This is a genomic window from Nocardia sp. NPDC055321, from assembly GCF_053645575.1.
Genome location: NZ_JBSHMS010000011.1, coordinates 1 through 24,859, shown reverse-complemented (window position 1 = coordinate 24,859; position 24,859 = coordinate 1). Strand labels below are relative to the sequence as shown.

21 protein-coding genes are annotated in these 24,859 nt (G+C 69.4%); all 21 read right to left on the bottom strand.

Going from position 1 to position 24,859, the window contains the following annotated elements; translation table 11 throughout:
- Window positions 1–105 precede the first annotated feature (105 nt).
- The gene (gene ileS, locus ACWIGI_RS18865) at window positions 106–3,279 is read right to left on the bottom strand and encodes an isoleucine--tRNA ligase (protein ID WP_454203692.1); all 3,174 of its coding nucleotides are present in this window, start codon (window positions 3,277–3,279) and stop codon (window positions 106–108) included.
- A gap of 284 nt (window positions 3,280–3,563) precedes the next feature.
- Entirely contained in the window at window positions 3,564–3,767 is a 204-nt protein-coding gene (locus ACWIGI_RS18860) for a hypothetical protein (RefSeq protein ID WP_454203691.1), read from the bottom strand.
- 97 nt (window positions 3,768–3,864) lie between these two features.
- Entirely contained in the window at window positions 3,865–4,689 is an 825-nt protein-coding gene (wag31, locus tag ACWIGI_RS18855; protein ID WP_454203690.1) for a DivIVA-like cell division protein Wag31, read from the bottom strand.
- Window positions 4,690–4,762: 73 nt separating this feature from the next.
- Window positions 4,763–5,065, bottom strand: a complete 303-nt coding sequence (locus tag ACWIGI_RS18850; RefSeq protein ID WP_181585602.1) for a YggT family protein — start codon at window positions 5,063–5,065, stop codon at window positions 4,763–4,765.
- A gap of 328 nt (window positions 5,066–5,393) precedes the next feature.
- Window positions 5,394–6,194, bottom strand: a complete 801-nt coding sequence (locus ACWIGI_RS18845) for a cell division protein SepF (RefSeq protein ID WP_454203689.1) — start codon at window positions 6,192–6,194, stop codon at window positions 5,394–5,396.
- 184 nt (window positions 6,195–6,378) lie between these two features.
- Window positions 6,379–7,152 carry a YggS family pyridoxal phosphate-dependent enzyme gene (locus ACWIGI_RS18840; RefSeq protein WP_454203688.1) on the bottom strand — a complete coding sequence of 258 codons (774 nt, stop codon included), beginning with the start codon at window positions 7,150–7,152 and terminating at the stop codon, window positions 6,379–6,381.
- On the bottom strand, window positions 7,149–7,889 hold the full coding sequence (gene pgeF, locus ACWIGI_RS18835; protein WP_454203687.1) for a peptidoglycan editing factor PgeF: 741 nt from the start codon (window positions 7,887–7,889) through the stop codon (window positions 7,149–7,151). The genes ACWIGI_RS18840 and pgeF overlap by 4 nt, the downstream gene beginning before the upstream one ends.
- A gap of 63 nt (window positions 7,890–7,952) precedes the next feature.
- Window positions 7,953–8,348: a hypothetical protein gene (locus ACWIGI_RS18830; RefSeq protein WP_454203686.1), complete on the bottom strand. Its 396-nt coding sequence runs from the start codon at window positions 8,346–8,348 to the stop codon at window positions 7,953–7,955.
- Between the two features lie 161 nt (window positions 8,349–8,509).
- A complete protein-coding gene (gene ftsZ / locus ACWIGI_RS18825; RefSeq protein ID WP_454203685.1) occupies window positions 8,510–9,781 on the bottom strand; it encodes a cell division protein FtsZ in 1,272 nt (423 codons plus the stop codon).
- A 324-nt stretch (window positions 9,782–10,105) separates the two neighbouring features.
- Complete coding sequence (locus ACWIGI_RS18820) at window positions 10,106–10,930, bottom strand: cell division protein FtsQ/DivIB (RefSeq protein ID WP_454203684.1); 825 nt, start codon at window positions 10,928–10,930, stop codon at window positions 10,106–10,108.
- A 6-nt stretch (window positions 10,931–10,936) separates the two neighbouring features.
- Window positions 10,937–12,436: a UDP-N-acetylmuramate--L-alanine ligase gene (gene murC, locus ACWIGI_RS18815; protein ID WP_454203900.1), complete on the bottom strand. Its 1,500-nt coding sequence runs from the start codon at window positions 12,434–12,436 to the stop codon at window positions 10,937–10,939.
- Window positions 12,437–12,491: 55 nt separating this feature from the next.
- Window positions 12,492–12,620 carry a hypothetical protein gene (locus ACWIGI_RS18810; protein ID WP_454203683.1) on the bottom strand — a complete coding sequence of 43 codons (129 nt, stop codon included), beginning with the start codon at window positions 12,618–12,620 and terminating at the stop codon, window positions 12,492–12,494.
- On the bottom strand, window positions 12,617–14,164 hold the full coding sequence (gene ftsW / locus ACWIGI_RS18805) for a putative lipid II flippase FtsW (RefSeq protein WP_454203682.1): 1,548 nt from the start codon (window positions 14,162–14,164) through the stop codon (window positions 12,617–12,619). The genes ACWIGI_RS18810 and ftsW overlap by 4 nt, the downstream gene beginning before the upstream one ends.
- The gene (gene murD, locus ACWIGI_RS18800) at window positions 14,161–15,603 is read right to left on the bottom strand and encodes a UDP-N-acetylmuramoyl-L-alanine--D-glutamate ligase (protein WP_454203899.1); all 1,443 of its coding nucleotides are present in this window, start codon (window positions 15,601–15,603) and stop codon (window positions 14,161–14,163) included. Before murD ends, ftsW begins: the two co-directional genes overlap by 4 nt.
- A 64-nt stretch (window positions 15,604–15,667) precedes the next feature.
- A complete protein-coding gene (gene mraY, locus ACWIGI_RS18795) occupies window positions 15,668–16,744 on the bottom strand; it encodes a phospho-N-acetylmuramoyl-pentapeptide-transferase (protein ID WP_354987287.1) in 1,077 nt (358 codons plus the stop codon).
- Window positions 16,741–18,252 carry a UDP-N-acetylmuramoyl-tripeptide--D-alanyl-D-alanine ligase gene (locus tag ACWIGI_RS18790; RefSeq protein WP_454203681.1) on the bottom strand — a complete coding sequence of 504 codons (1,512 nt, stop codon included), beginning with the start codon at window positions 18,250–18,252 and terminating at the stop codon, window positions 16,741–16,743. The genes mraY and ACWIGI_RS18790 overlap by 4 nt, the downstream gene beginning before the upstream one ends.
- Window positions 18,249–19,871 carry a UDP-N-acetylmuramoyl-L-alanyl-D-glutamate--2,6-diaminopimelate ligase gene (locus tag ACWIGI_RS18785; protein WP_454203680.1) on the bottom strand — a complete coding sequence of 541 codons (1,623 nt, stop codon included), beginning with the start codon at window positions 19,869–19,871 and terminating at the stop codon, window positions 18,249–18,251. The genes ACWIGI_RS18790 and ACWIGI_RS18785 overlap by 4 nt, the downstream gene beginning before the upstream one ends.
- Window positions 19,872–20,100: 229 nt before the next feature.
- Entirely contained in the window at window positions 20,101–21,900 is a 1,800-nt protein-coding gene (locus ACWIGI_RS18780) for a peptidoglycan D,D-transpeptidase FtsI family protein (RefSeq protein ID WP_454203679.1), read from the bottom strand.
- Window positions 21,901–22,040: 140 nt separating this feature from the next.
- A complete protein-coding gene (locus ACWIGI_RS18775) occupies window positions 22,041–22,715 on the bottom strand; it encodes a hypothetical protein (RefSeq protein WP_454203678.1) in 675 nt (224 codons plus the stop codon).
- A gap of 103 nt (window positions 22,716–22,818) precedes the next feature.
- On the bottom strand, window positions 22,819–23,805 hold the full coding sequence (gene rsmH, locus ACWIGI_RS18770) for a 16S rRNA (cytosine(1402)-N(4))-methyltransferase RsmH (RefSeq protein ID WP_454203677.1): 987 nt from the start codon (window positions 23,803–23,805) through the stop codon (window positions 22,819–22,821).
- A 260-nt stretch (window positions 23,806–24,065) separates the two neighbouring features.
- Entirely contained in the window at window positions 24,066–24,497 is a 432-nt protein-coding gene (mraZ, locus tag ACWIGI_RS18765) for a division/cell wall cluster transcriptional repressor MraZ (RefSeq protein WP_454203676.1), read from the bottom strand.
- Window positions 24,498–24,859 lie beyond the last annotated feature (362 nt).

Here is a 24,859-nt window from a genome sequence, read left to right as displayed (position 1 = left end):
GGGGAGATTGCTACACGCTTGCCTTTGCGTAGCGACACCGCCGCGAGAGGCGTGAACGCCGGGCGGGGCGGAGCCCGAAGGCCCCGCCCCGCCCGGTGACACGCGTCAGTTCTTGCTGACCGCCGCCCGCACGCCGCCGGCGATGTCGGCCGCGTCCGCGCCCGCCGCACCGAAAGTCAGTGCGGTGGCCAGGATTTCACCCGCGATCAGATCGCGATGGGTTTGCGCCCAGGCCAGCCGCTCGGCGGGCACCTCGAGCACCACCGAGATCCGGTCCGAGACGTCCAGGCCCTGCGACTTGCGGGTCTCCTGCAGATCGCGGATGAGGTCGCGGGCCCAGCCCTCGGCCTCGAGTTCCTCGGTGACCACCGAATTCAGCACCACCAGACCGGCATTGCCCGGCAGGGCGGCGGTGGAATCGGGCTCGGCCGCCACCAGGCGTTGGGTGTACTCCTCGGGCAGCAGGGCGATCCCCGCGGCGGTGACCACACCGTCCGCCGACTCGCTCCACTCCCCCGCCTTGACCGCCTTGATGACCGTCTGCACCTGCTTGCCCAGGCGCGGACCCGCCGCACGCGCGTTCACGACCAGCTCGAAGCGGCCGTGCGAGGCCACATCGGTGGTCAGGTCGACCTTCTTGACGTTGACCTCGTCCGCGATGAGCTCGGCGAAGGGCCGCAGCCGCTCGGCGTCCTCGGCGGCCACGGTGACCTCCGACAGCGGCAGGCGCACCCGCAGGTTCTGCGCCTTGCGCTGGCCGAGCACCGTGGAGCAGACCACGCGCACCTCGTCCATGGCCGCGACCAGTTCCGGATCGGCCGGCAGCTCGCTCGCGCTCGGCCAATCGGTCAGGTGTACCGACCGGCCGCCGGTCAGCCCGCGCCAGATCACCTCGGTGATGAGCGGCAGCAGCGGCGCGGCCAGCCGGGTCACGACCTCCAGCACCGTGTGCAGGGTGTCGATCGCGTCGCGGTCCTCCTCCCAGAAGCGCGAACGCGACCGGCGCACATACCAATTGGTGAGGGCGTCGGCGAACGACCGCAATTCCTCGGCGGCGGTGGCGATGTCGAAGACCTCGAGCGCGTCGGTCATGATGTCGCGGGTCGCGGCCAGCTTGGCCAGGATGTAGCGATCGAGCACATGGGCCGAGTCGGTACGCCAGGTCCCGGGCTCGGAGGCGTAGAGCCCCAGGAAGGTCCAGGCGTTCCACAGCGGGCGCAGCGCGTGACTGACACCCTCGCGGATACCGCGCTCGGTGACGATGAGGTTGCCGCCGCGCAGGATCGGGGAGGCCATCAGGAACCAGCGCATGGCATCGGCGCCGTCGCGGTCGAAGACCTCGTTCACGTCCGGGTAGTTGCCCTTGGACTTGGACATCTTGAGGCCGTCGTCGCCCAGCACGATGCCGTGCGCCACCACCGATTTGAACGCCGGGCGATCGAACAGCGCGGTCGAGAGCACGTGCAGGTTGTAGAACCAGCCCTTGGTCTGGCCGTTGTACTCGACGATGAAGTCGCCGGGGCTGTGCGCGGCCTTGTCGTCGCCGTTGCCCTCGAACCATTCCTTGTTCTCGAACGGGTAGTGCACCTGCGCGTACGGCATGGAGCCGGACTCGAACCAGCAGTCCAGGACCTCGGGCACGCGCCGCATCATCGACTTCCCGGTCGGGTCATCGGGATTCGGGCGCACCAGTTCGTCGATGCCGGGCCGGTGCAGATCCTGCGGGCGCACCCCGAAGTCACGTTCGAGCGCGTCCAGCGAGCCGTACACGTCGACCCGCGGGTAGGCCGGATCATCGGAGATCCACACCGGGATCGGCGCGCCCCAGAAGCGATTACGGCTGATGTTCCAGTCGCGCGCGTTCTCCAGCCACTTGCCGAACTGGCCGTCGCGCAGGTGCTCGGGCACCCAGGTGATCTCTTTGTTGAGCTCGAGCGCCCGGTCGCGGAACTTGGTGACCGCCACGAACCAGGACGGCACCGCCATGTAGATCAGCGGCTGGCCCGATCGCCAGCTGTGCGGGTAGGAGTGCTCGATCGTCTCGTGCCGCAACAGCTTTCCGGCGGCCTTGAGGTCCTTGATGATGACCGGGTTGGCGTCGAACACCATCAGGCCCTGGTACGGCGGCACCATGGAGGTGAACTTGCCGCCGGCGTCCAGCGGCTGCACGATCTCGATGCCGTTGGCGGTGGCGACGTCCATGTCCTCCTCACCGAAGGCGGGCGCGAGATGCACGATGCCGGTACCGGAGTCGGTGGTGACGTAGTCGGCCTCGAGGACGCGGTGCGCGTTCGGGTGCCCCAGGAAGAAGTCGAACGGCGGGCGGTAGGTCAGCCCGGCCAGGGCCGCGCCCGCGTGCTCGGACAGCACCTCGAAACCGTCGGCCTCCTCGCCGAACTCGCGCGCGTAGTGCAAGACCCGTTCGGCGGCAAGCACGTAGCGCTTGCCGTCCTTCGCGCGCAGGTGCACGTAGGTGACGTCCGGGTGCACCGCGATCGCGAGGTTGGAGGGCAGCGTCCACGGCGTGGTGGTCCAGATCAGCGCGTTCGCGCCGTCCAGGGCCGCGAGGGGATGCTCGGCGGGCACGTGCAGCGCCATGTCGACGGTGACGGCCGGGTCCTGGCGCATCCGGTACGAATCATCCAGGCGCGCCTCCTGATTCGACAGCGGCGTCTGCTCGTACCAGCTGTAGGGCAGCACCCGGAAGCCCTGGTAGATCAGGCCCTTGTCGTACAGGGACTTGAAGGCCCACAGCACCGACTCCATGAAGTCGAGGTCGAGGGTCTTGTAGTCGTTGTCGAAGTCGACCCAGCGGGCCTGGCGGGTGACGTAGTTGCGCCACTCGCCGGTGTAGCGCAGCACCGAGGATTTGCACGCGGCATTGAATTCCGCGAGGCCCATGGCATCGATCTGTGATTTGTCCGTGATACCGAGCTGCTTCTCGGCTTCGATTTCCGCGGGCAATCCGTGTGTGTCCCAGCCGAAGCGGCGTTCGACCTTCTTACCGCGCATGGTCTGGAATCGTGGGATCAAATCCTTGACATAACCGGTCAGGAGATGGCCGTAATGCGGCAACCCGTTGGCGAAGGGGGGACCGTCGTAGAAGACGAATTCCGCTGCATCGGAACGGTTCTCGATGCTGGCGCGGAAGGTGTCGTCGGCGGCCCAGTAGGCGAGCACGCGCTGTTCGAGCTCGGGGAAGGACACCGGGCCCGTCACGACGCCGAGATCGGCGCGCGGGTAGGCGGTGGTGGCTTGGGTCGGGTTCTCGCCGGACATCTCGGCGTCAGCTCCTCGTGCCAGTGGGTCCGGGGACCCGGTGGGCACGGGGACGATGGCGACGCCTGGTGCGTCGTACCGCGGTACCACCCCGCTTGTCCGGCCGCACGCGGCCGAACCACTCGTTGCGAGCTGTGACGGGCTCACCCGTTCGGGTCTAGTGAGCGCGACCGCAGGTCACGCCGTTCTTCCGAAGGCTCCCCGGTGATAGCCGGATCGACGCCGTATGACTACTTCAGATTCTAACCGGCCGGGTCCAGCGTTTATTCGCCGCACCTGCCGGGCTAGTGCCTGGCATGGCGCCCGCCGGGATTGGACTGGGAGTCCGAATCGTCCTCGCGGAGCGAGAGCGCGCTCACCAGCAGCAGCACCGCGCCCAGGACGCAGACCACGATGCACCCCCACGCCCAGATCACCGAACCGGTGGTCAGGGCCGTCACCAGCAGGCCGAAACCCACGGCTGCGAGGACGAGCGTCACCACGAGCATTCACACCACCTCGCGTCCGAGTCGAAACGGTGGCGGCGCCACGCTGCCCGCCCCGCGGCGGAGTGTCAGCGCGGCACCGAAGGCCGTGGTTACGACTCTACTTGCCGCCCTTGAGGAGTGCGCCGTTCCCGGAAGCCCCTTCACCGAACTCGCCGCCGTCGACCGGCACCGCGGACCCACGGTTCTCCAGTTCTTCCAGCTGCGACTCGAGGTAGGACTTGAGACGCACCCGGTACTCGCGCTCGAAGGTCTTGAGCTGCTCGATCCGGCTCTCCAGCACGCTGCGCTGCTGGGTGATGGTCGCCATGATCTCGGTGTGCTTGCGCTCGGCGTCGGCCTGCAGGGCGTCGGCCTTCTCCTTGGCCTGGCGCAGCTGGTTGTCCGAGCGGGTCTGCGCGTCCGACAGCATGGCCTCGGCCTTCTGGCGGGAGTCCGCGATCATCGCCTCGGAACGGGTGCGCGCGTCGCTGACCAGTCGCTCCGAGTTCGCTCTAGCGTTGGCGAGCAACTGCTCGGCCTCGGTCTTGGCGTCGGAGGTGAGACGGTCGGCCATCTCCTGGGCCAGCGAAAGGACCTTGGCGGCCTGTAGATTGGCGTCCGCGCTGGGGGCCTCGGCCTTGACCGGCATCGGGGCGGGCGCGGGCATCGGGGCCGGCGGCGCCACGGGGGCGGCCTTGGGCGGCTCCGGCACGGGCGCCTGTTTCACGGCGTTGACCGGGCCCCGGTTCTTCTTGGCGTCCGCCAGCTCCGCGTCCAGCTCGGCAACACGCTGGCGCAGATCGGCGTTTTCTTCGATGAGGCGTGAGAGCTCCTGCTCGACCAGATCGAGGAAGGCGTCGACTTCGTCCTCGTTGTAGCCGCGCTTCCCGATCGGTGGTTTGCTGAACGCGACGTTGTGCACATCGGCAGGGGTCAGCGGCATGGAACGATCCCTTCACGCTTCGTTGGAGATCTAGCGGTAGATCTGGGCAAGCATTCTTCTGGAAGACATTCTGTCACACCTGAGCTACCGACTGCCCGAGCGAGCCCGTGATCGACATCAAGATGAAGACGATGAAAAGCAGGACCATAATCGACAGATCGAGTCGAATTCCCCCAAGATTCACTGGAGGTATCAAACGCCTCAGAAGTTTCACCGGGGGATCCGTGATCGTGAAGATGACCTCCAGCACGATCACGACGAACCCGGTGGGCCGCCAGTCGCGCGCGAAGCTGCGAATGAACTCGACGATGACTCGGCTGATCAGCAGCAGCCAGAAGAGGAACAGCAGTAGGTTCAACACCTGGAACAGGGCCACGACGTTCACTCTGCCTCAGAAACCCTGCCCTGCAAAATAAGACCCGCCATCGTCCATGTCACAGCTAGGATCTCTGGGCTCTGAATCGACCGGATTCTCCGGATCCGACAAGTCGGCCATAAGAGACCGTCCTTGATCTTCGCGTGATCTTCGCGCGCTCTACACCCGTGATCGTCCGCGGCGGATCGGAACGAGTTTTCTCCGGGCGGGCAGCAGCGACTACTTCGCAAACCCCCGTTTACACGACCGCATAATGTTGCAGCCGTTTACTTTTGGTCGTCGCCGCCCGTCCCGGAGCTGCCACAACCGTTACTTCCGTTGCGGCAGCTTACTTCTGGTTGTAGAAACCGTTCTCCGCGATCCGCCGGCGCTCCTCGGCCGAGACGTCCACGTCCGCGGGCGAGAGCAGGAACACCTTGGTCGCGACCTTGTCGAACGAACCACGCAGCGCGAACGCCAGACCGGCGGCGAAGTCCACCAGGCGGCGGGCGTCGGAGTTGCTCATCTCGACCAGATCCATGATGACCGGGGTGCCGTCGCGGAAGCGCTCTCCGATGATGGCGGCCTCGGCGTAGGTACGCGGGCGCAGCGTCGTGATCTTGGACATGGTGCCTCCGTCCTCGAAGATCGGCGAACGGCGCGGCGGCTGCTGTTCCAGCCTGCGCTCCTCCATCCGCAGCTCTTCCATGCGGCGCTCGGCTTCCGGGTCCACCGCCAGCGCACCACGCGTGGTGCCGCGCACCATCCCCGCGCCACCCGCGCCCCCGGCCATGGTCCGGGTACGGCTGGACGGAGCGGTGTCGATGCGGGTGGGCCGGCGCGGCGCGTCGTAGCGGTCACGGTCGTCGGAGTAGTCGTCGGCGTATTCGTCACGACGCGACACACCGTAGGCGGGCTTGTACGGAGGCTTGTACGGCTGCTTGTACTGGTCGGCCTCGACATACGCCGGCTCGTCGTCGTACCGCTCGTGCTCGTAGCGGTCGTAGTCGCGCTCGGGGTAGGGCCGGGACCGGCGCGGTGCACGCTCGTCGACGGCGCCACGGGGAGCGCGGTCGTCGACATAGTCGTCTTCGTAGTCCTCGAGGGGGACCATCCCGAAGTACGCCTTGAACTTGTGCAGCGTGCTCATTCTTCCACCTCGCCTGCGCTCGACTCCAGCACGAGCACGCTCGTGGCTGCGTACATGTCCCGCTCGCTGCGCTCGCTCATCTGGTCGACCTTCCTTCGGCCCCGGTTGGCCTGGGGTGTTGTCCTGCTCAGTCCTCGTCTGTCACCAAGCATATGTTTCATATGTGACTGATGAGGTTTCTTTGCTACGGCGAGGTTATCGGTCGAGCGCCCATCAAAGCGGTACCGACACGCACGCACGTAGAACCGTGACGGATCGCAGCCTCCAAGTCGCCCGACATACCCGCGGACAGGTCTCTGGCCTCGGGATGTGTGCTCAAAAGTGAACTGTGCAGTTGGGCGAGTCGCTCGAACGCGCGATCCGGCTCCAGATCCAGCGGCGGGATCGCCATCAGGCCCGCGAGCTGCAGATATGCCGACTTTTCGACCTGATCGGCGAGGGTCAGCATGCGCGTGTCGGAAACACCGCCCCGCTTGGGGTCTTCGTCCAGACTCACCTGGAGCAGCACCCGCAGCGGCGCGGTCCGCTCCCCCGTCTCGAGGGCGGCGCCCGCACCCGCGTCCAGGGCGCTCGCCAGCCGGTCACTGTCGACCGAATAGACCGTATTCGCCCAGCGTGCGACCGATTTCGCCTTGTTCCGCTGCAGCCGGCCGATGAACTCCCACCGCACCCCGGTCAACGCGCGCAGGGCGTCGACCTTCGCCGCGGCCTCCTGCTCCCGCGATTCACCGAACTCGCGCAGGCCCAATCCATAGAGGATCTCGATATCCGAGGCCGGGTGGAACTTGGTCACCGGGAGCAGACGCACCGCGTCCCGATCCCGCCCGGCGGCGGCGCAGGCTGCGTCGATGCGCTCGGTCAGCGCGGCCAGCGCGGTCGCCAGGGCCGCGGCGCGATCACCGGCGGAGGTGATCTGCGCCTCGTCGGAACCGATTGCGGCGGCGGAGTTTTCGATCATTCCGCGATCCCCTCCGATGACATCCAAATCACACCGGCAAGTCTGCCGGTCGGCGCGCCGCGGCGGTGGCTGAACAGGGTCTTGTCCTCGATGGTGCAGCGCGGGTCGACCGCTACCCCGCCGACGCCGGCCGCTTCCAGCTGTCGCCGGATGCCCGCGCGCAGATCCAGGCCCGGGGTGCCGCGCACGGTGGTGGTGGCGCTGCCGGGCAGGCGCGACTCCACGTCCGTGCGCATGGCCGCGGGCACCTCGTACTGCCTGCCGCTGGCCGCCGGTCCCAGGAACGCGCCGATCCGCGCGGGCTCGGCGCCCAGGGACACCATGGCCTCGAGCACGAGCGGCACGATGCCGATGCGTGCGCCGATCCGGCCGGCGTGCACGGCGGCGATGACCCCCGCCTCGTCGTCCGAGAGCAGGACGGGCACGCAGTCCGCGGTCAGCACCACCAGGGCCAGATCGCGGCGGGTGGTCACCAGCGCATCGGTGGCAGGCACGGGCTCGGCCCGCGGCCCGTCCACGATCTCCACGTTCCGGCCGTGGATCTGTTCCATCCAGACGAGCTGCCCCGGCGTCAGGCCGATGCTCTCGGCGAGGCGAACTCGATTGCGCCGCACCGCGTCCGGATCGTCCCCGACGTGATCGCCGAGGTTGAACGAGTCGTACGGCGCGACGGAGACACCGCCGGTCCGGGTGGTCGTCACTCGTCTGGTCCGAAAGAGCGGTGCTGCCGAAGTCATGTCGTCGAGCCTAGTGGCCAATTCCCCGCAACCCATCTCGTGACCGGGTGTCCATCGCCACCCCTAGCTCGACGTGTCGGTGTAGTGGTTCAGGTCCACCTCGACGGCCGCGCAGTCCGGGCCGAATCGCAGGTACACCGTGTCCGAGCTGTGCACGACGGTGCCGAGTCCTTCGGCGGCGTGGTGCTCGAGCCGCATGGACACGCGCAGGCTGTCGTCGTGAATCGAGCTGTCCAGGCGCAGCGGCACCGGCAGCGGGACGCTCGCGCGCGCCCACCGCGCCGGGGCGGGCTCGCGTACCGCGCGGGTGCCGCGCGTGGTGTTGCTGTTCCAGCTCTCGGTCTCGGTGTACGTCATGGGGATCGGCTGCCCGTCCACCAGGACCCGGAACTCCGCGGTGTCCGATCCGCGTTCCAGTTCGACTCGGCGGCCCCGGAATTCGATCTCGTCATCTCGCACAGGCGCCAGGTTAGCGAGAAGGCCGGAGTTCGACCACGCGTTATCGGCCCGGCGCGGGCGCGTCCACCGGAAAACCGGCGGCCCGCACCGGATGTCCGGTGCGGGCCGCGGATGTCGGCGTGAAGCTTGCGACGGCCCGGACGGTCATCCGGGCCGGGTGATCACTGCCCCCGGCGCATGAAGGACGGGACGTCGACCTCGTCGTCGTCCGACGGCAGGATGTGATCGCGGGTGTTGGCGTTGATCGTCGGATCGATCGCCGGCCGCGGCGCGTCGTAGGACGGCGCGGGGCCGCGCGAGGAGATCGGGGCGGGCGCCGGGGCGACCGGAGCCACCACGGGTTCGGGCCGCGGCGCGGGCGGTTCGGGTGTGCGCGCGGTGTATTCGCTCGCCCGGGGCGCGGCAACCTCCCCGGCGCTGGCGCGTCCGAAGGAGGACGTGGTGGTTCCGGTGCGGCCGACCGCGGGTTCGATGCGCCGCGCCGGGCCGCTGCCGTCGAAGCCCGCCGCGATCACCGTGACCCGGACCTCGTCACCGAGTGAGTCGTCGATGACCGTTCCGAAGATGATGTTCGCTTCGATGTGCGCGGCCTCCTGCACCAGCGAGGCCGCCTCGTTGATCTCGAACAGGCCGAGGTCCGAGCCACCGGCGATCGAGAGCAGCACGCCGTGCGCGCCGTCCATGGACGCCTCGAGCAGGGGTGAATTGATCGCGGCCTCGGCGGCTTTGACCGAGCGGCCCTCGCCGCGCGCCGAGCCGATGCCCATGAGGGCGCTGCCCGCACCGGACATGACGGACTTGACGTCCGCGAAGTCGACGTTGATCAGACCCGGGGTGGTGATCAGGTCGGTGATGCCCTGAACACCGTTGAGCAGTACCTCGTCCGCGGAGCGGAAGGCGTCCATGAGGCTCACCGCGGCGTCGCCGAGCTGCAGCAGCCGGTCGTTGGGGATGACGATGAGGGTGTCGCAGGATTCGCGCAGCGCCTGGATGCCGGCTTCGGCCTGGTTGCTGCGGCGCTTGCCCTCGAAGGAGAAGGGGCGGGTGACCACACCGATGGTGAGCGCGCCGAGCTTGCGGGCGATCTGGGCCACGACGGGTGCGCCACCGGTGCCGGTGCCGCCGCCCTCGCCCGCGGTCACGAAGACCATGTCGGCGCCCTTGAGCACCTCTTCGATCTCGTCCTTGTGGTCCTCGGCGGCCTTGCGGCCGACCTCGGGATCGGCTCCGGCCCCCAGACCGCGGGTCAGCTCGCGACCGACATCGAGCTTGACGTCGGCGTCGCTCATGAGCAGCGCCTGCGCGTCGGTGTTGACCGCGATGAACTCGACTCCCTTGAGTCCCTGTTCGATCATTCGGTTGACGGCATTCACGCCGCCGCCGCCGATACCGACGACCTTGATCACCGCAAGGTAGTTGTGCGGGGGCGTCATGGGCTCTCGCCTTCCTTAGATCCAAAAAGCTTGTCGTCTAACAGATGCTCGCCGTACGCCGGGCCGATAGTTTCAGGACGATAAACCCTCAACCATAGCTCGAGCCTTATGTCAAGTATCCGACTGGGCCGAAACGGTATTCGCCGCCACCGCATTACGTGCGCAGGCGCGCCGCAACGAGTAGCAGAATCTTGGTTGATCCACCTCGTCCGACCCACTTCGCATCGTATCGTGGACGGTTGCCCTCCGGTGCCGAGATCGCCGGGGGCGAGCTGCGACCGGGCCTGTCCGCCGTCAAACACCGGGCGGCCCAAGGGGTATCGCTCACTTTACCGTGACCAGATTGGGACTCGAAATATCGAACACCTTGCCGGGCTGGGTGAGCAGGGGTCCGACCACCGCTGCCTTGCGCTGTCCGTCACTCGTCCCACCCCACAGCACGGTACGCCCATCGCGCAACTCCAGAGCAATATCCGAAACCGAACGGGCCACAACCTCTCCCGTCTGCAGGCGCAGTTCCCCCGGCACGGCGGCCACCACGGCCACCGCGGCCCGGGTCACCGGGTCCGCGCCCCCCGCGCCGGCGGTCACCAGCTTCGGGGTGCCGGGCGGGGGCGGCTCGATCGCGAACTCCACGCCGTCACCGTCGACCAGGTGGGTACCGTCCGGGGCGTCGAAGTACAGCACGGCGACGCGCTCCACCACCGTGACCCGCACGCTGGACGGGAAAACCCGTTGTACACGGGCGGATCGGACCTTGGGCAGGCGCGCGACCCGCTCGGCCATGACGGTGGTGTCGATCCGCATCATGGATCGACCGTCCGGTACCTCCAGTGCCGCCAGCACTTCGGCCTCCGACACCGCCGAGAGCCCGTCCACCCGCACCGTGCGCACCGAGAGCACCGGGGTGAACCAGGCGGTCAGCCCCAGCGCGAGCAGCAGCACGAAACCGACTGCGACACCGATGCGCAACGGCCGCGAACGCCAGGCCCCGGACAGCGCCGACCCCGGCGCGCCGGCCCGCCGGACGCGTCCGCGGTGCAGCCGGGCCCGCCGGGCCGCGGCCGCTTCCGCGGCGTCCGGATCGGCCCGCGCGTCGTCGAGCCTGTCCTCAGCCGTGTCGCCGCCCGTCCCCCCGCCCGATGGCACGCCCGATCACCGCCCGTGCGCCGGGCGGGCACGCAGCCCGTCGAGGATCTGCCCACCCAGCATCGTCACATCGCCCGCGCCCATGGTGATCACGACGTCACCGGGGCGGGCCAGGCCGGCCACCTGCTTGCCGACACGTGACATATCGGGTTGATAGTGCACGGGTTTGGTCACCGAGTTCGCCACCAGCGCACCGTTCACCCCGGGCAGCGGTTCCTCGCGCGCGCCGTACACATCGAGCACGACCACCTCGTCCGCGAGTGAGAGGGCGGTGCCGAACTCCGTCGCGAATGTCGCGGTCCGACTGTACAAATGCGGCTGGAAGACCACGATGACCCGGCCCGGGCGCGACCGCGCGCCGTCGCGGGCCTCCTGTGCCACCAGTTCCGCGGCGGCGCTGAGCACCGCGCGCACCTCGGTCGGATGGTGGGCGTAGTCGTCGAATACGCGCACGCCGTGTTCGCGCCCGGTGAGCTGGAAACGCCGGTGCACCCCGCCGAAACCCTCCAGGCCCTGGATGATCTCGGCGAGATCGGCGCCCGCGGCCCGCGCGGCCAGCAGCGCGCCCAGCGCGTTGAGCGCCATGTGGCGGCCCGGCACCGACAGGCGCAGCGTGCGCGGGGTGGCTTCGTCGGCGAGCTGGAAGACCGCGACCCCGCCGACATCGCGGGGCTCGAAGGACAGCAGCCGCGCGCCGACCGGCACCGCCGGATCCGCGGTGTCGTCCGGATCGCCCGAGCCGTAACCGATGATCTCGATGCCGCGCGGATCCTCGGCGAGCCGGACCAGCGACCGTCGCGCCAGGCCCAGCGACCCCGGATCGTCCAGGCACACCACCAGCCGGCCGCCCGGCTGCAGGCGATCGACGAAGTCGTCGAAGACCTGCGTGTAGGCCTCGTCGGTGCCGAAGTAGTCCAGGTGGTCGGACTCGATGTTGGTCACCACCGCCACATCCGGCGCGTACTGCAGCAGCGAGCCGTCGCTCTCGTCGGCCTCGGCCACGAAGATGCCGCCGGTGCCGTGATGGGCGTTGGTGCCCGATTCGTTCAACTCGCCGCCGACCGCGAAGGACGGATCCGCGCCGCAGTGCTGCAGCGCCACGACCAGCATCGAGGTGGTCGAGGTCTTGCCGTGCGTGCCCGAGACCAGCAGGGTCTTGTGGCCCTGCATGAGCGCGGCCAGCACGGCCGGGCGCAGCAGCACCGGGACCCCGCGCCGATGCGCCTCCACCAGTTCGGGATTGGTCTTGGGAATGGCGGCGAACGTGGTCACCACCGCCGACGGGCCGCCGGGCAGCAGATCCAGCGCACCGGCGTCGTGCCCGATGCGCACCTGCGCGCCGCGCGCTCGCAGTGCCAGCACACCCCGGCTCTCCTTGGCGTCCGAACCCGACACCAGGCCGCCGCGCGAGAGCAGGATCCGGGCGATGCCGGACATGCCCGCACCGCCGATACCGATCATGTGCACCCGCTGCAACAGCTCGGGGAGGTCACTCGCCCGCGTCATTCCCGCTGTGCCCGCGCCCTGTTCGGCGTCCACACCCTGCCCGTTGCCCGCTACCTCAGCCACGACCTGCCACCTCCACCACGATCCGCGCTCCCGCGACGATTGTGCCACCGCCGGCCGTGATCATCGGCCGCGTGGTGCCGTCCGCGGCCGCACCCACCGAGAGCGCCCGCTGCGCACTCACCTCGAATCTCCCCGTTCTCTCGCGTGTTTCATGGGATAGCTGGGCTCCCAGGCCCGGGTGCCGCGCCACGATTCGGTGGAGCGGCTGGTGCGGCGGGCCGAATCGGAGTCCACCGATCGGGCTCTCGGGTCCGCGGCCCGGCCCCGGCCGCCGTTCGGCAGGGCGCGGCGCGGCGGTGCGGCCTTCATCCCGCCCTTGGGCTTGGCGCCGGACCGGGGTGCGGGCTTCGGCTTCGCCTTGGCCTTGCGGGCCCGGGCGGCCTGCGCCCGTGCGGGGGAATACATCTCGGGAATCGGCAGCCGCAGCATCCGGCTGACCCGGCCGTCCTGCCCGGCGTGCAGCGCCGCCACCGCCTCGGGCTCGTGCCGGGCGGCGTTGGCGATGATGCCGAACATGAACAGCGTGATCGCGAGCGAGGAGCCGCCCGCCGACACCAGCGGCAGCTGCAGACCGGTCACCGGCAGCAGGCCGACCACGTAGCCGACGTTGATCAGCGCCTGCCCGGTGATCCAGGTGGTCGCCGAGGCCGCGAGCAGGCGCAGGAACGGATCCAGCGAACGCGTCGCGATGCGCAGGCCGGTGTAGACGAAGAGCGCGAAAAGCCCGAGCACCAGCGCACATCCGAGGAAGCCGAGCTCCTCGCCGATGATCGCGAAGATGAAGTCGTTGTGCGCGTTGGGCAGATAGCTCCACTTGGCCCGCGACTGCCCGAGCCCGCGGCCCCAGATCCCGCCGTCCGCCAGCGAATACAGCGCCTGGCGGGCCTGGTAGCCGATGCCCTGCGGATCGTCGCCGGGATTGAAGAACGCGCGCATGCGATCGGAGCGGTATCCCGCCGAGAGCGCCAGGATGCCCGCCGCCACCGCGCCCGAGACCGCGATGGTCACGAACATGCGCAGCGGCAGCCCGCCGAACCACAGCAGCGAGGACAGCACGATGCCCAGTGCGATCGTGGTGGACAGGTTGGGTTCGAGCACCACCAGGAAGCACACCAGCAGACCGGCGGGCACCAGGGGCATGAGAATGTCCTTGTACCCGGCCTTTTCGGTCTGGCGCGAGGCCAGCAGGTGCGAACCCCACACCACCAGCGTCACCTTGGCGATCTCCGAGGGCTGCACCGACACCAGGCCGAGGTCGAACCAGCGCCGCGAACCCTGCACCTCGGTGCCGATGCCCGGGATGAGCACCAGCACCAGCAGCACCACCGAGAGCGCGAACACCGGGAACGACAGCTGGCGCATGAGCCGCATGGGAATTCGCAGCGCGATGTAGAACAGCACCGCGCCGAACGCCGCCAGCACCGCCTGCTGGATGAACAGCGAATACGCGGATTTGCCAACGGCATAGGACTCCACGCTGGACGCCGAGAGCACCATGACCAGACCGAGCACGGTCAGCAGCAGGGCGATCGTGACGACCAGGTGGAACGAGGCCAGCGGGCGGGCCAGCCAGGCGGCGAACCAGGCGGTCCTGGTCCGCCGGGCCGGGGCCGGCTTGTCGGCGCGCGGCAGCGGCTTGTCACCCGCCCGCCGCGACGCCGTCATTCCGTTCTCCCGATGTCCTTCTCGTCCAGGGCCTGCACCGCGGCGGCGAAACTCCGTCCGCGATGGGTGTAGTCGGCGAACATATCCAATGAAGCCGCGGCCGGAGCCAGCAGCACGACGTCGCCGCGGGTGGCGTAACCGGCGGCCACCCGGACCGCACGAGCCATCACCGCTTCGGGCTCGATTTCGGTGAAGGCGTCACCCATTCCTGCATCGTCCCCCGAATTCAGCTCCACAACCGGGACATCCGGCGCGTGTCGCGCCAGCGCGGCCGCGATCACGGGTGCGTCGACGCCGAAAACCACGGCGGCCACGAGGTGCTCGCGCACCTCCTCCACCAGATCCTCCACGCCCGCGCCCTTGAGCTGACCGCCCGCGACCCAGATCACCGACTGGTGCGCCAGGATCGACGAGCGCGCGGCGTGCGGGTTGGTCGCCTTGGAATCGTCGACGAACTCCACCCCGCACAGCTCGCGCACGAAGGCGGCGCGGTGCGGGCCGACCTTGTGTTCCTGCAGGCCCTCTTTCACGAACTGCGGGGCCACGTCGATGCTGCGGGTGAGCGCGGCCGCGGCGAGCGCGTCGGCGATGCCAGCCGGGCCCTGCGGGCTGATGTCCGCGGTCTCGGCCAGGATCGCGGCCTTGGTGAAGGCGCGATCGAGCAGCTTGCCGTCCACCACGCCGAGTTCACCGTCGGCCGGGACGCCGATGCGGAAGCCGACGGTGCGGCGCGCCTTGGACTTTCGGGCCAGCGCCGCGGCGACCTGATCGTCGAGACCGACCACGCCGACGCGTCCGGTCAGCGCGCGCGCCTTGGCCGCGGCGTACGCGTCCAGGCCGCCGTGCCAATCCAGGTGATCCTCGGCCACATTCAGCACCACGCCGGCCTCGGGCCGGACCGAGGGCGCCCAATGCAGTTGGAACGAGGACAGTTCCACCGCGAGCACCTGCGGGCCCGGGCTGCGCCGCAGCGCGTCCAGGATGGGCAGGCCGATATTGCCGCACGCCACACTGGGAATGCCCGCCGAACGCAGGATCGAATGCGTCATCTGGGTGGTGGTGGTCTTGCCGTTGGTGCCCGTCACCACGAGCCACTTGCGCACCGGCCCGTAGATGCGGGCCTGATCGACCCACCACGCGAACTCGACGTCACCCCACACCGGAATGCCCTCGGTGACAGCGGAAACCAGCACCGGGGAATCGGGGCGCCAGCCCGGGCTGGTGATCACCAGCGCGAAGCGTTGCAGCGCATCGGGTTCGAGCAGATCCGCCGGGGTGGCGGTCTCCAGTCCGAGTTCGGCCGCTTCGGCCAGGGCCTTGCCGCCGCCGTCGGTCACCACCGGGCGGGCGCCGATGTCCTGCAGCGGCTCGACCAGCGAGCGCCCGGACACCCCCCACCCGGCGACGAGAACGTCACGGCCGCGCAGGAATTCGAGCATGGGCCCGGGCGACCGCAGGACCCGGGGATTGTGCTGGGAATGCTGTGAATGCTCAACCATCAGTTCACCCGACCGCAGAAAGATAATCGCTGTAGAACAGGCCAAGGCCGACGGCCGACGCGATGCCGGCCAGCAACCAGAACCGTATGATCACCGTCGTTTCGGCCCAGCCGCTCAATTCGAAGTGGTGATGGAACGGAGCCATCTTGAACAATCGGTTACGCGTGGTGCGGAACACCGCCACCTGCAGGATGACCGAGGCCGCCTCGGCCACGAACAGCGCGCCGATCACGATCATCAGCAGCTCGGTGCGAGTGGTGACGGACAGGCCCGCCAGCAGGCCGCCCAGCGCGAGGGAACCGGTGTCGCCCATGAAGATCTTGGCGGGCGCCGCGTTCCACCACAGGAAGCCGATACAGGCCGCGCCGCCGGCGGCGCAGACCAGCGCCAGATCCAGCGGATCGCGCACGTTGTAGCAGCCCGCCTCCGGGTGCGTGGAGCACGCGTTGCGCCACTGCCAGAAGGTGATGATCATGTACGCGCCCAGCACCAGCGACATCGAACCCGCCGCCAGCCCGTCCAGGCCGTCGGTCAGGTTGACCGCGTTGGACCAGGCGACCACGACCAGGGCCACGAAGAACAGGAACACGACCACGCTCATCGACACCGTGGTGATGTCCCGGGTGTAGGACAGGTGCCGGCTGGCCGGGGTCAAACCGTTGGCGCCCTTGAACTGCAGCGCCAGCACGCCGAACACCACGGCCGAGGTCAGCTGGCCGATGTACTTGCCGGCCGCGGTCAGACCGAGGTTGCGCTGCTTGCGCAGCTTGATCAGATCGTCCAGGAAGCCGACCAGGCCGAGCGCGGTGGCCAGGCCCATCACCAGCAGACCCGATGCCGAGGGGCCGGGCTCGCCGTAGCTCATGGAGATCAGGTGCGAGCCCAGGTAGCCCGCCCACATGCCGACGATGATCGCGACGCCGCCCATGGTGGGGGTGCCGCGCTTGGCCTTGTGGCTCTCCGGGCCGTCGACCCGGATCTCCTGGCCGAAGCCCTGTTTGGCGAAGTAGCGGATGACCACCGGGGTCAGCAGGATGGAGACGCCGAGGGCGATCGCCGCCGACAACAGAATCTGGGTCACTGCACGGCCTCCCGACCGGCGGCGGCCATCAGGTGTTCGGCCACCGTCCAGAGCCCCACGGACTTGGACGCTTTCACCAGCACCACATCGCCCGCCTCGAGCTCATCGTCCAATATCGCTATCGCGGAATCGAGGTCGGGCACCAGCACCGACTCCTCGCCCCACGACCCTTCCATGACCGCGCCCTGATGCATGCCGTGCGAGGGGCGGCCGGTGCCGATCACGATGAGCCGGTCCACGTCCAGGCGCACCACCAGGCGGCCGATGCGATCGTGCTCGATGACCGAATCGTCGCCCAGCTCACCCATTTCCCCGAGCACGGCCCAGCTGCGGCGGCGGCCGATCTCGCGCCCGCGCCCGTCGGTGCCGCCCGCGCGGGACATGGTGACCAGCGCCTTGAGCGCGGCCCGCACCGAATCGGGATTGGCGTTGTAGGAGTCGTTGATGACGGTGACGCCGTCCGCGCGGGTGCGCACGTCCATGCGCCGCACCGAGGCGGCGTTGGCGCCGGCGAGCGCGGCGGCCACGGTCGCCAGATCCGCGCCCTGATCCAGGGCCACCGCGGCCGCGGAGAGCGCGTTGCCGACCTGGTGTTCCCCGTGCACCGCGAGCTCGATCGGGATCGATCCGCCGCCGGCGTGCAGGGTGAAGCGGGCCCGGGCCTGATCGTCCATGCGCACGTCGGTGGCGCGGATGTCGGCGTTCGAGTTCAGGCCGACGGTGACCACGCGGGCCGCGGTCCGCGACGCCATCTTCGCGACGAGGTGGTCGTCGAGATTGAGCACGGCCAGACCGGAGGCCGGAAGCGCCTCCACCAGTTCACCTTTGGTCTGCGCGATCACCTCCTGGCTGCCGAACTCGCCCAGGTGCGCGGTGCCGATGTTCAGCACCACGCCGGCGTTGGGCGGGGCGATCTCGGTCAGGTGCCTGATGTGCCCGGGGCCGCGCGCGGACAGCTCGAGCACCAGGAAGCGGGTGTTCGCGTCGGCGCGCAGGGCCGTCCAGGGGTGCCCGAGTTCGTTGTTGAACGACCCGGGCGGGGCCACCACGGCGCCGAGGGGGGCCAGCACGGCCGCCAGCAGATCCTTGGTGGAGGTCTTGCCGGAGGAACCGGTCACCCCGACCACGGTCAGGCCGCCGGCCGCCACCAGGCGGTCCACACTCGCCCGGGCCAGCTTGCCCAGTGCCTCGAGCACCGCGGCGCCCGAGCCGTCGGCGTCGTGCGCCAGCGCGATCGCGCGGCTTGCGTGCGGTCGCGGCTCGACCACCACCGCAGGCGCGCCCACCGGCCGCGCGGCCAGCACCGCTACCGCGCCCTGGGCCACCGCCTTGGCCGCGAAATCGTGGCCGTCGGCGCGCTCACCCGGCAACGCCAGAAACAGATCACCGGAACCAATTGCGCGCGAATCGAATTCGACCGCTCCGGTGACCTTCGCCTCGGGGTCGGGAACATCGTGCAGCGTGCCGCCCACGATGTCCGCGATCTCCCGCAAAGTCATCTCGATCATGAATGCGTCAGATCCCTCGTCTTTCGCGACAAGGCCACCGCGAGCACCTCACGGTCGTCGAACGGATACTTCACTCCCGAAATCTCCTGCCCTGTCTCATGTCCCTTGCCCGCGATCAGCACCACATCGCCCGGACTCGCCCAGTCGACGACGGCCGTGATCGCGTCGGCCCGGTCCCCGACCTCCCGGACCTGCCCGCGTTCGGCCGCCGGAACCGCCTCGGCTCCGTCCCGGACCGCGGCGCGAATGACCGCCGGATCCTCACCGCGGGGATTGTCGTCGGTGATGATGAGCAGATCGGCGCCGCGCGCCCCGGCCGCACCCATGAGCGGGCGCTTGCCGGCATCGCGATCACCACCCGCGCCGACCACCACCGCGAGGCGTCCACCGCCCTGCTCGGCGAGCAACGCGCGCAGCGTCGCCACCACCGATTCGATGGCCGCGGGCTTGTGCGCGTAGTCGACCACGGCCAGGAACTCCTGACCGCGATCCACCCGCTGCATGCGCCCGGGCACATCCACCTCACCCAGCGCACCCGCCGCGGCCGCCGGATCGGCGCCCGCAGCGGTGCACACGGCCAGCGCGAGCAGGCCGTTGGCGATGTTGTACGCGCCCGGAAGCCGCAGGCGCACATCCATGTTCGCGCCCGGTCCGGACGCGGTGAACTCCTGGGTCCCGGCCGCGCCGGCCCGGGCCGCGCTCGCGACCCAGTCGGCGGCGACGCCGGGACGGGTGGCCACGGTGATCAGCTCCCGATCACCGGTCGCGGCGGCGGCCACGGCGATGTCGCCCGCCAGCCGCACACCCCACTCGTCATCGATACAGACCACCGACCGCGCCGCGGGCACCACCGCCGAGCCGTCCGGCACGAACAGCCGGCGCTTGGCGGCGAAGTAGTCCTCGAAGTCGGCGTGGAAATCCAGGTGGTCCTGGGACAGGTTGGTGAACGCGCCGACCGCGAACTCCACCCCGTCCACCCGGCCCAGCGCCAGCGCGTGGCTCGAGACCTCCATGACCACCGCCTGCACCCCGCGCTCGACCATCACCGCGAACATGGCGTGCAGCTGCGGCGCCTCGGGGGTGGTCAGCGCCGAGGGCACCCGATCCCCGCCGATGCGGGTCTCGATGGTGCCGATGAGCGCGGTGCGCAGCCCCGCGGCCGCCAGCCCCGCTTCCACCAGGTACGAGGTCGTGGTCTTGCCGGAGGTACCGGTGATGCCGATGATGCGCAGAGTGCGGGACGGATCGCCGTACACGGCCGAGGACAGCGCGCCGAGAATCGCGCGCGGCGCGTCGTGCACCAGCACCGGCACGTCGATGTCGCCGATCAGCTCGGCCCCGGCCGGATCGGTGAGGATCGCCACCGCGCCCCGTTCCACCGCCGCCCGGGCGAAGCGGGCGCCGTGCGCGTGCGCACCGGCCAGACCGGCGAACAGATCACCGGGCAGTACCGCGTTCGATCGCTGCTCGATACCGGTGACCTGCACCTGCGCCGGCACCTCGGCCGCACCCGCCGGGCGCGCGCCCGTCAGTTCCGCCACCGCCCGCAAGGACGTCGCAGGTGGGGCGGTCGGCCGAAGTACCTGCGGCGGAATCGAACTTCCGCTGCGCGGCTCCATCGAATCTCCGCGACGCGGATCCGATTGCGCGGGCACGAAGCTCCTCTCCGGGACTCTTGTCATGGGGTAGAAATCCGGCCTCGGGACTCGAAGGCGAGCCTCCGCATTCACCCGGATCGACGTGTCAGGTTACCTGTGTTGGATCGCCGGGCCACCGGCACGGCGCAGTTCGCTCACCCACCACCGCGCACACCGACCGCGCCGAACGTGCCGCCCACCGTTTTCCGCGCTAACTCGCCTGCAGAACCAGCGGCTCGACCGGTGGCGACGGCGGCACGCGATCGCGCTGCAGTGCCCAGGACGCGATGCTGTGGAACAGCGGCGCGACCGAACCGCCACCGCTGCCGTCCGAACTGCGCACCGGCGCGTCCAGCATCATGCCGATCACGTAGCGCGGATTGTCGGCCGGAGCCATACCGGCGAACGTGATCCAGTAGCGATCGGTGGAGTAGCAGCGGCACTTCTGATCGATCTGCTGCGCGGTGCCGGTCTTGCCCGCCACCTGATATCCCTCGATCGCCGCCGGGCCGCCGGTGCCGGTCTGGACGCCGCGCGGGTCGCGCTGCACCACCGACTGGAACATGCGGCGCAGCGTGGCCGCGGTCTCCGGGCTCACCACCTTGACACTCTCGGGCTGTTCCTCTTCGATGCGCTCGCCGTTCGGGGCGATCCGCGCCTTGACGATGCGCGGCGGAATCCGCACCCCGTCGTTGGCGATGGCCTGGTACATGGCCGCCATCTGCAGGGTCGTCATCGAAAGGCCCTGGCCGATGGGCAGGTTCGCGAAGGTCGAGCCGGACCACTGGTCGCGCGCGGGCACCACGCCCGCGCTCTCGCCGGGCAGGCCGACCCCGGTGCGCTGACCCAGGCCGAACTTCTTGAGCAGGTCGAAATAGCGGTCCTCGCCGACCCGCTGAGCCAGCATCAGCGTGCCCACGTTCGACGACTTACCGAAGATGCCGGTCGTGGTGTACGGCGCGACGCCGTGATCCCAGGCGTCGTGCACGGTGACGCCGCCGGTGAAGATGCTGCCGGGTACCTGGTGCACCTCGTCCGGGGTGGTCAGGCCGTACTCGATGGCGGCGGCCGCGGTGACGATCTTGTTGACCGAGCCGGGCTCGTACACCTCCTGCACGGTCGGGTTGCCCAGATCCGAGGTGGACCAATACTTGGGCCCCAGTGCGGGATTGAAGGTGTTGTCGTTCGCCATCGCCAGCACCTGGCCGGTGTGCGCGTCCAGCACCACCGCCGAGGCGGCCTGCGCGCCCGAGTTCTCCTTGGCCTGCTGCACCTGCTGCTGCACGTAGTACTGCAGATCCTGATCGAGGGTCAGCTCCACGCCGTAGCCGTTCACCGCGGGCTGCTGATCACGCCAGGACCCCGGGATGACCGCGCCGTCCGAACCGCGGTCGTAGGTCATGGAACCGTCCGAACCGGCGAGAATGGCGTCCATGGCGGACTCCAGGCCGATCTGGCCGTGCCCGTCCCAGCCGGTCGCGCCGATCACGTTCGCCGCCAGCGACCCGCCCGGGTATTCGCGCATGTCCTGGCGCTCGGTGCCGACCTCGGGGAACTTCAGGCTGATGTCGGCGGCGATGCGGGGATCCACGTTGCGCACCAGATAGGTCCACGGCTCGTCGCTCTGCAGCAGGGCCAGCATGTCCTTCTCCGGCGCCGCGATGCCGAGCTTCTCGTGAATGTACTTGGCGATCGCCTTCATCCGGTCGTCCGGATCGGGCTTGGTCGAATCCTTGGCGTGCGCGTCGGCCAGATCCTTGCGCACCCGCACCGGCTGGAAGGTGAGCGCCTTGGCGGCGATGGTGAAGGCCAGCGAATGCCCGTAGCGATCGGTGATCGGGCCGCGGGTCGCCGGATCTGGCAGCTTCACCGTGCGCTGGCTGGCGGCCTCGGCCGAGAGCTCCGGCGCGGAAAAGCTCTGCACCCAGAGCAATTGGATCGCCGAGACCAGCAGGGCGATGAGCATGACCAGGCGGCCGACCCCGAAACGGAACCGGGTGGAGGCGTCCATACCCGAGGCGTTGCGCGGGCGGGGACGGCGGCCCGGCCCGGAACCGGCACGGCCGGAGCCGGTTCGGTTCCGGGCGGGCGCCGAACGCGCACGCGGGGAATCCGAGCGGCTCCGGCCGTCGCGGCCGGCGCGGGAAGGGCTCACCGAGGGGCACCGTTCGGCGCGGCCTGCAGCGACGGGACCTGAGCGCCCGGAAGCTGCGGGGCCTGCGCCGGAGCGGGCGCTGTCGTCGGCGGTTTGGCGGTCGTGGTCACCGGCACCAGGCGCTCACCCGCGCCGGGGGCCGAGACCGAGCGCGGCGGCTGCGCGACGGCCGCGGGCGGCGTGGTGTTCAGCGGGGCGGCCGGATTGCCCTGTGCGGGAACCGGATCGCCGACCACCGTCACCTCGCCGTCCGGGCCGATCAGCAGGCGCGCGGGATCCTTGGCCGGGATCATGCCCAGCTGCGCGGCGCGCGCGGCCAGTTCGGGCGCGGAATCGGCGGCCTCCACCTCACGCTGCAGCGCGGCCCGCTCGTCCGAGAGCTGCTGGTTCGACCGGCGCGCGTCACCGAGCTGATAGCTGCCCTCGGTGGCACGGGTGGTCAACAGCAGCGTCAGCGCCAGACCGCAGCCGAGCAGCGCGATGATGCTGGCCACGAAGGACATCCGGCCGCGCGGGGCGGGCCCGCCGGACCGGCGGAGCAGTTGCGGCAGCTCGGTCCGGGCACGACTGCTGCGGCGCGCGTAGGCGCGCTGTGCCGCACCCGATTTCACCCGGTCCGCCGCCTGCGCCCGCCGTGCCCCCCGGCCCGCGGACTGCGTCCTGATCGTCATAGCCCGGCCCCGTTCCACGCCGGGCCGGCGTGCCACCTCCAGTAATGCCCGGTTCGCCGCCGCATTCGAATCTGCCCCCGCGTGGTGACGCTCCGCTCCCGCCTCATTGCCCTGCCTCCCCTGCGATTCGTTCCGCGGCCCGCATGCGCACCGGGGTGGCACGCGGGTTCTGCTCGATCTCCTGCTCGGTGGCCTTCTCCGCGCCCCGGGTCAGAATCTTGAATTCCGGTCCCATACCTGGCAGTTCATAGGGCAGGTCCAGGGGGGTACGCGAGACCGACCGCTTGGTCAGCGCCGCCTTCACCACCCGGTCCTCGAGCGACTGGTAGCTCATGATGACGATCCGGCCGCCCGGCGCCAGCGCGTCCAGCGCGGCGGGCATGGCCAGTTCGAGGGATTCGAGTTCGCGGTTGACCTCCACCCGCAACGCCTGGAACGTGCGCTTGGCGGGGTGGCCGCCGGTGCGGCGGGTGGCGGCGGGAATGGTGTCGTAGAGCAGTTCCACCAGCGCGGCGCTGGTGGTGAAGGGGGTGCGCGCACGGCGGCGGACGACCTCGGAGGCGATCTTGCCCGCGAAGCGCTCCTCACCGTAAACCTTGAGGACCCTGGCCAATTCGCCGTGCGAGTAGGTGTTGAGCACGTCGGCGGCGGTGGGCCCGGTACTCGGGTCCATCCGCATGTCCAGGGGCGCGTCGATGGAATAGGCGAAGCCGCGATCGGCCTCGTCCAGCTGCATGGAGGACACGCCCAGGTCCATGAGGATCGCGTGCACCGAACCGCGCGCGGGCAGGCCCGCCTCGTCCAGCGCGTCGGCGATGCCGTCGTATCTGGTGTGCACCAGGGTGATTCGGTCCTGGAAGGGGCTCAGCCGCTCGCCCGCCAATTTCAGGGCGTTGGTATCGCGATCGAGACCGACCAGCCGGATGTTCGGGTACGTGCGCAGGAAGTGTTCCGCGTGACCGCCCAGACCGAGCGTGCAGTCCAGGTAGACGGCGCCGGGACCACCCGATTCCAGTGCGGGACCGAGGATTTCGTCGGCGCGATCGAGGAGAACCGGAACATGGCGGGGACCGTCACTGTCTCGGTTCACCTTCGGCCTCCCGGATCCTGCCTCACATTCGTCGCACGGCCACGTATGGGTCGCTCGCGATTCGGACTTCACTGAACTGTTCGGTCGGACTTCACCGCACTGTTCGGCCGGATTTCGTCGAAACCCTCGGCCGGCACTGCGTTTTCAGCGTCGGTGACCAATGCCCCGTGGTCTCTGACCGAAGCGCGGCACCTGGCGTTGGGGAAGTACGTCAGGGTCCGTGTCGGGCAGAGGCCGCAGGGCACTCGCCTCGCTGTGGGCTAGAAGATCCCGCCCAGCGACTCGTCTCCAGCCTGCGAGTAATCCTCCTCGTGTTCGGCGAGGTAGGACTCCCACGCCGCCTTGTCCCAAATCTCGAGAAAGTCGACCGAGCCGATGACCACGCAATCCTTGGTCAGTCCGGCGTAGCGACGGTGTTCGGCCGACAGCACGATCCGGCCCTGAGCGTCCGGGCGCTGTTCGTCGGTGGAGGCGGCCAGGTTTCGGACGAACGCCCGGGCCTGCGGGTTGCTCCGCGACGCCGCCGCGGCTCGCCGCGCCAGCGCGGTGAACTCGTCCTTCGGATAAACGGCAAGGCTGTGGTCCTGTCCCTTCGTGACCATCAACCCTCCCGCCAGCTCGTCACGGAACTTCGCAGGCAACGTGAGTCGCCCTTTATCGTCCAGCCGAGGGGTATAGGTCCCGAGAAACAAGTCCCGACACCTCCTACCGGATCACCTCTCGACTGTTGGCCTCCTGTAGTGCGCGCTCCACATTACCCCACTTTCCCCCACTTTCAATCGAAAGCGGCGGTGATCTCGGTCCCCGCTTGGCGAACTTCGCAGGTCATCGCAGCTATCACGCGGGTGGGGAACTTTCGCCCCTGTTCCCCCGACACGCGCGGCACGCCTCGGCCGGGATCCGACAACAGCCAGCAAACCCGCAGATAGCGCCCATTTCCGGCGACGGTGGGGCGCGGTGGGGACACCCGGTGGGGCGGGGTGGGGAATCTCGTCGACAGCTCGACACGCCGGACACGCCCAAGGAGAAACGCCGTGGCGCCACACCTCTAATC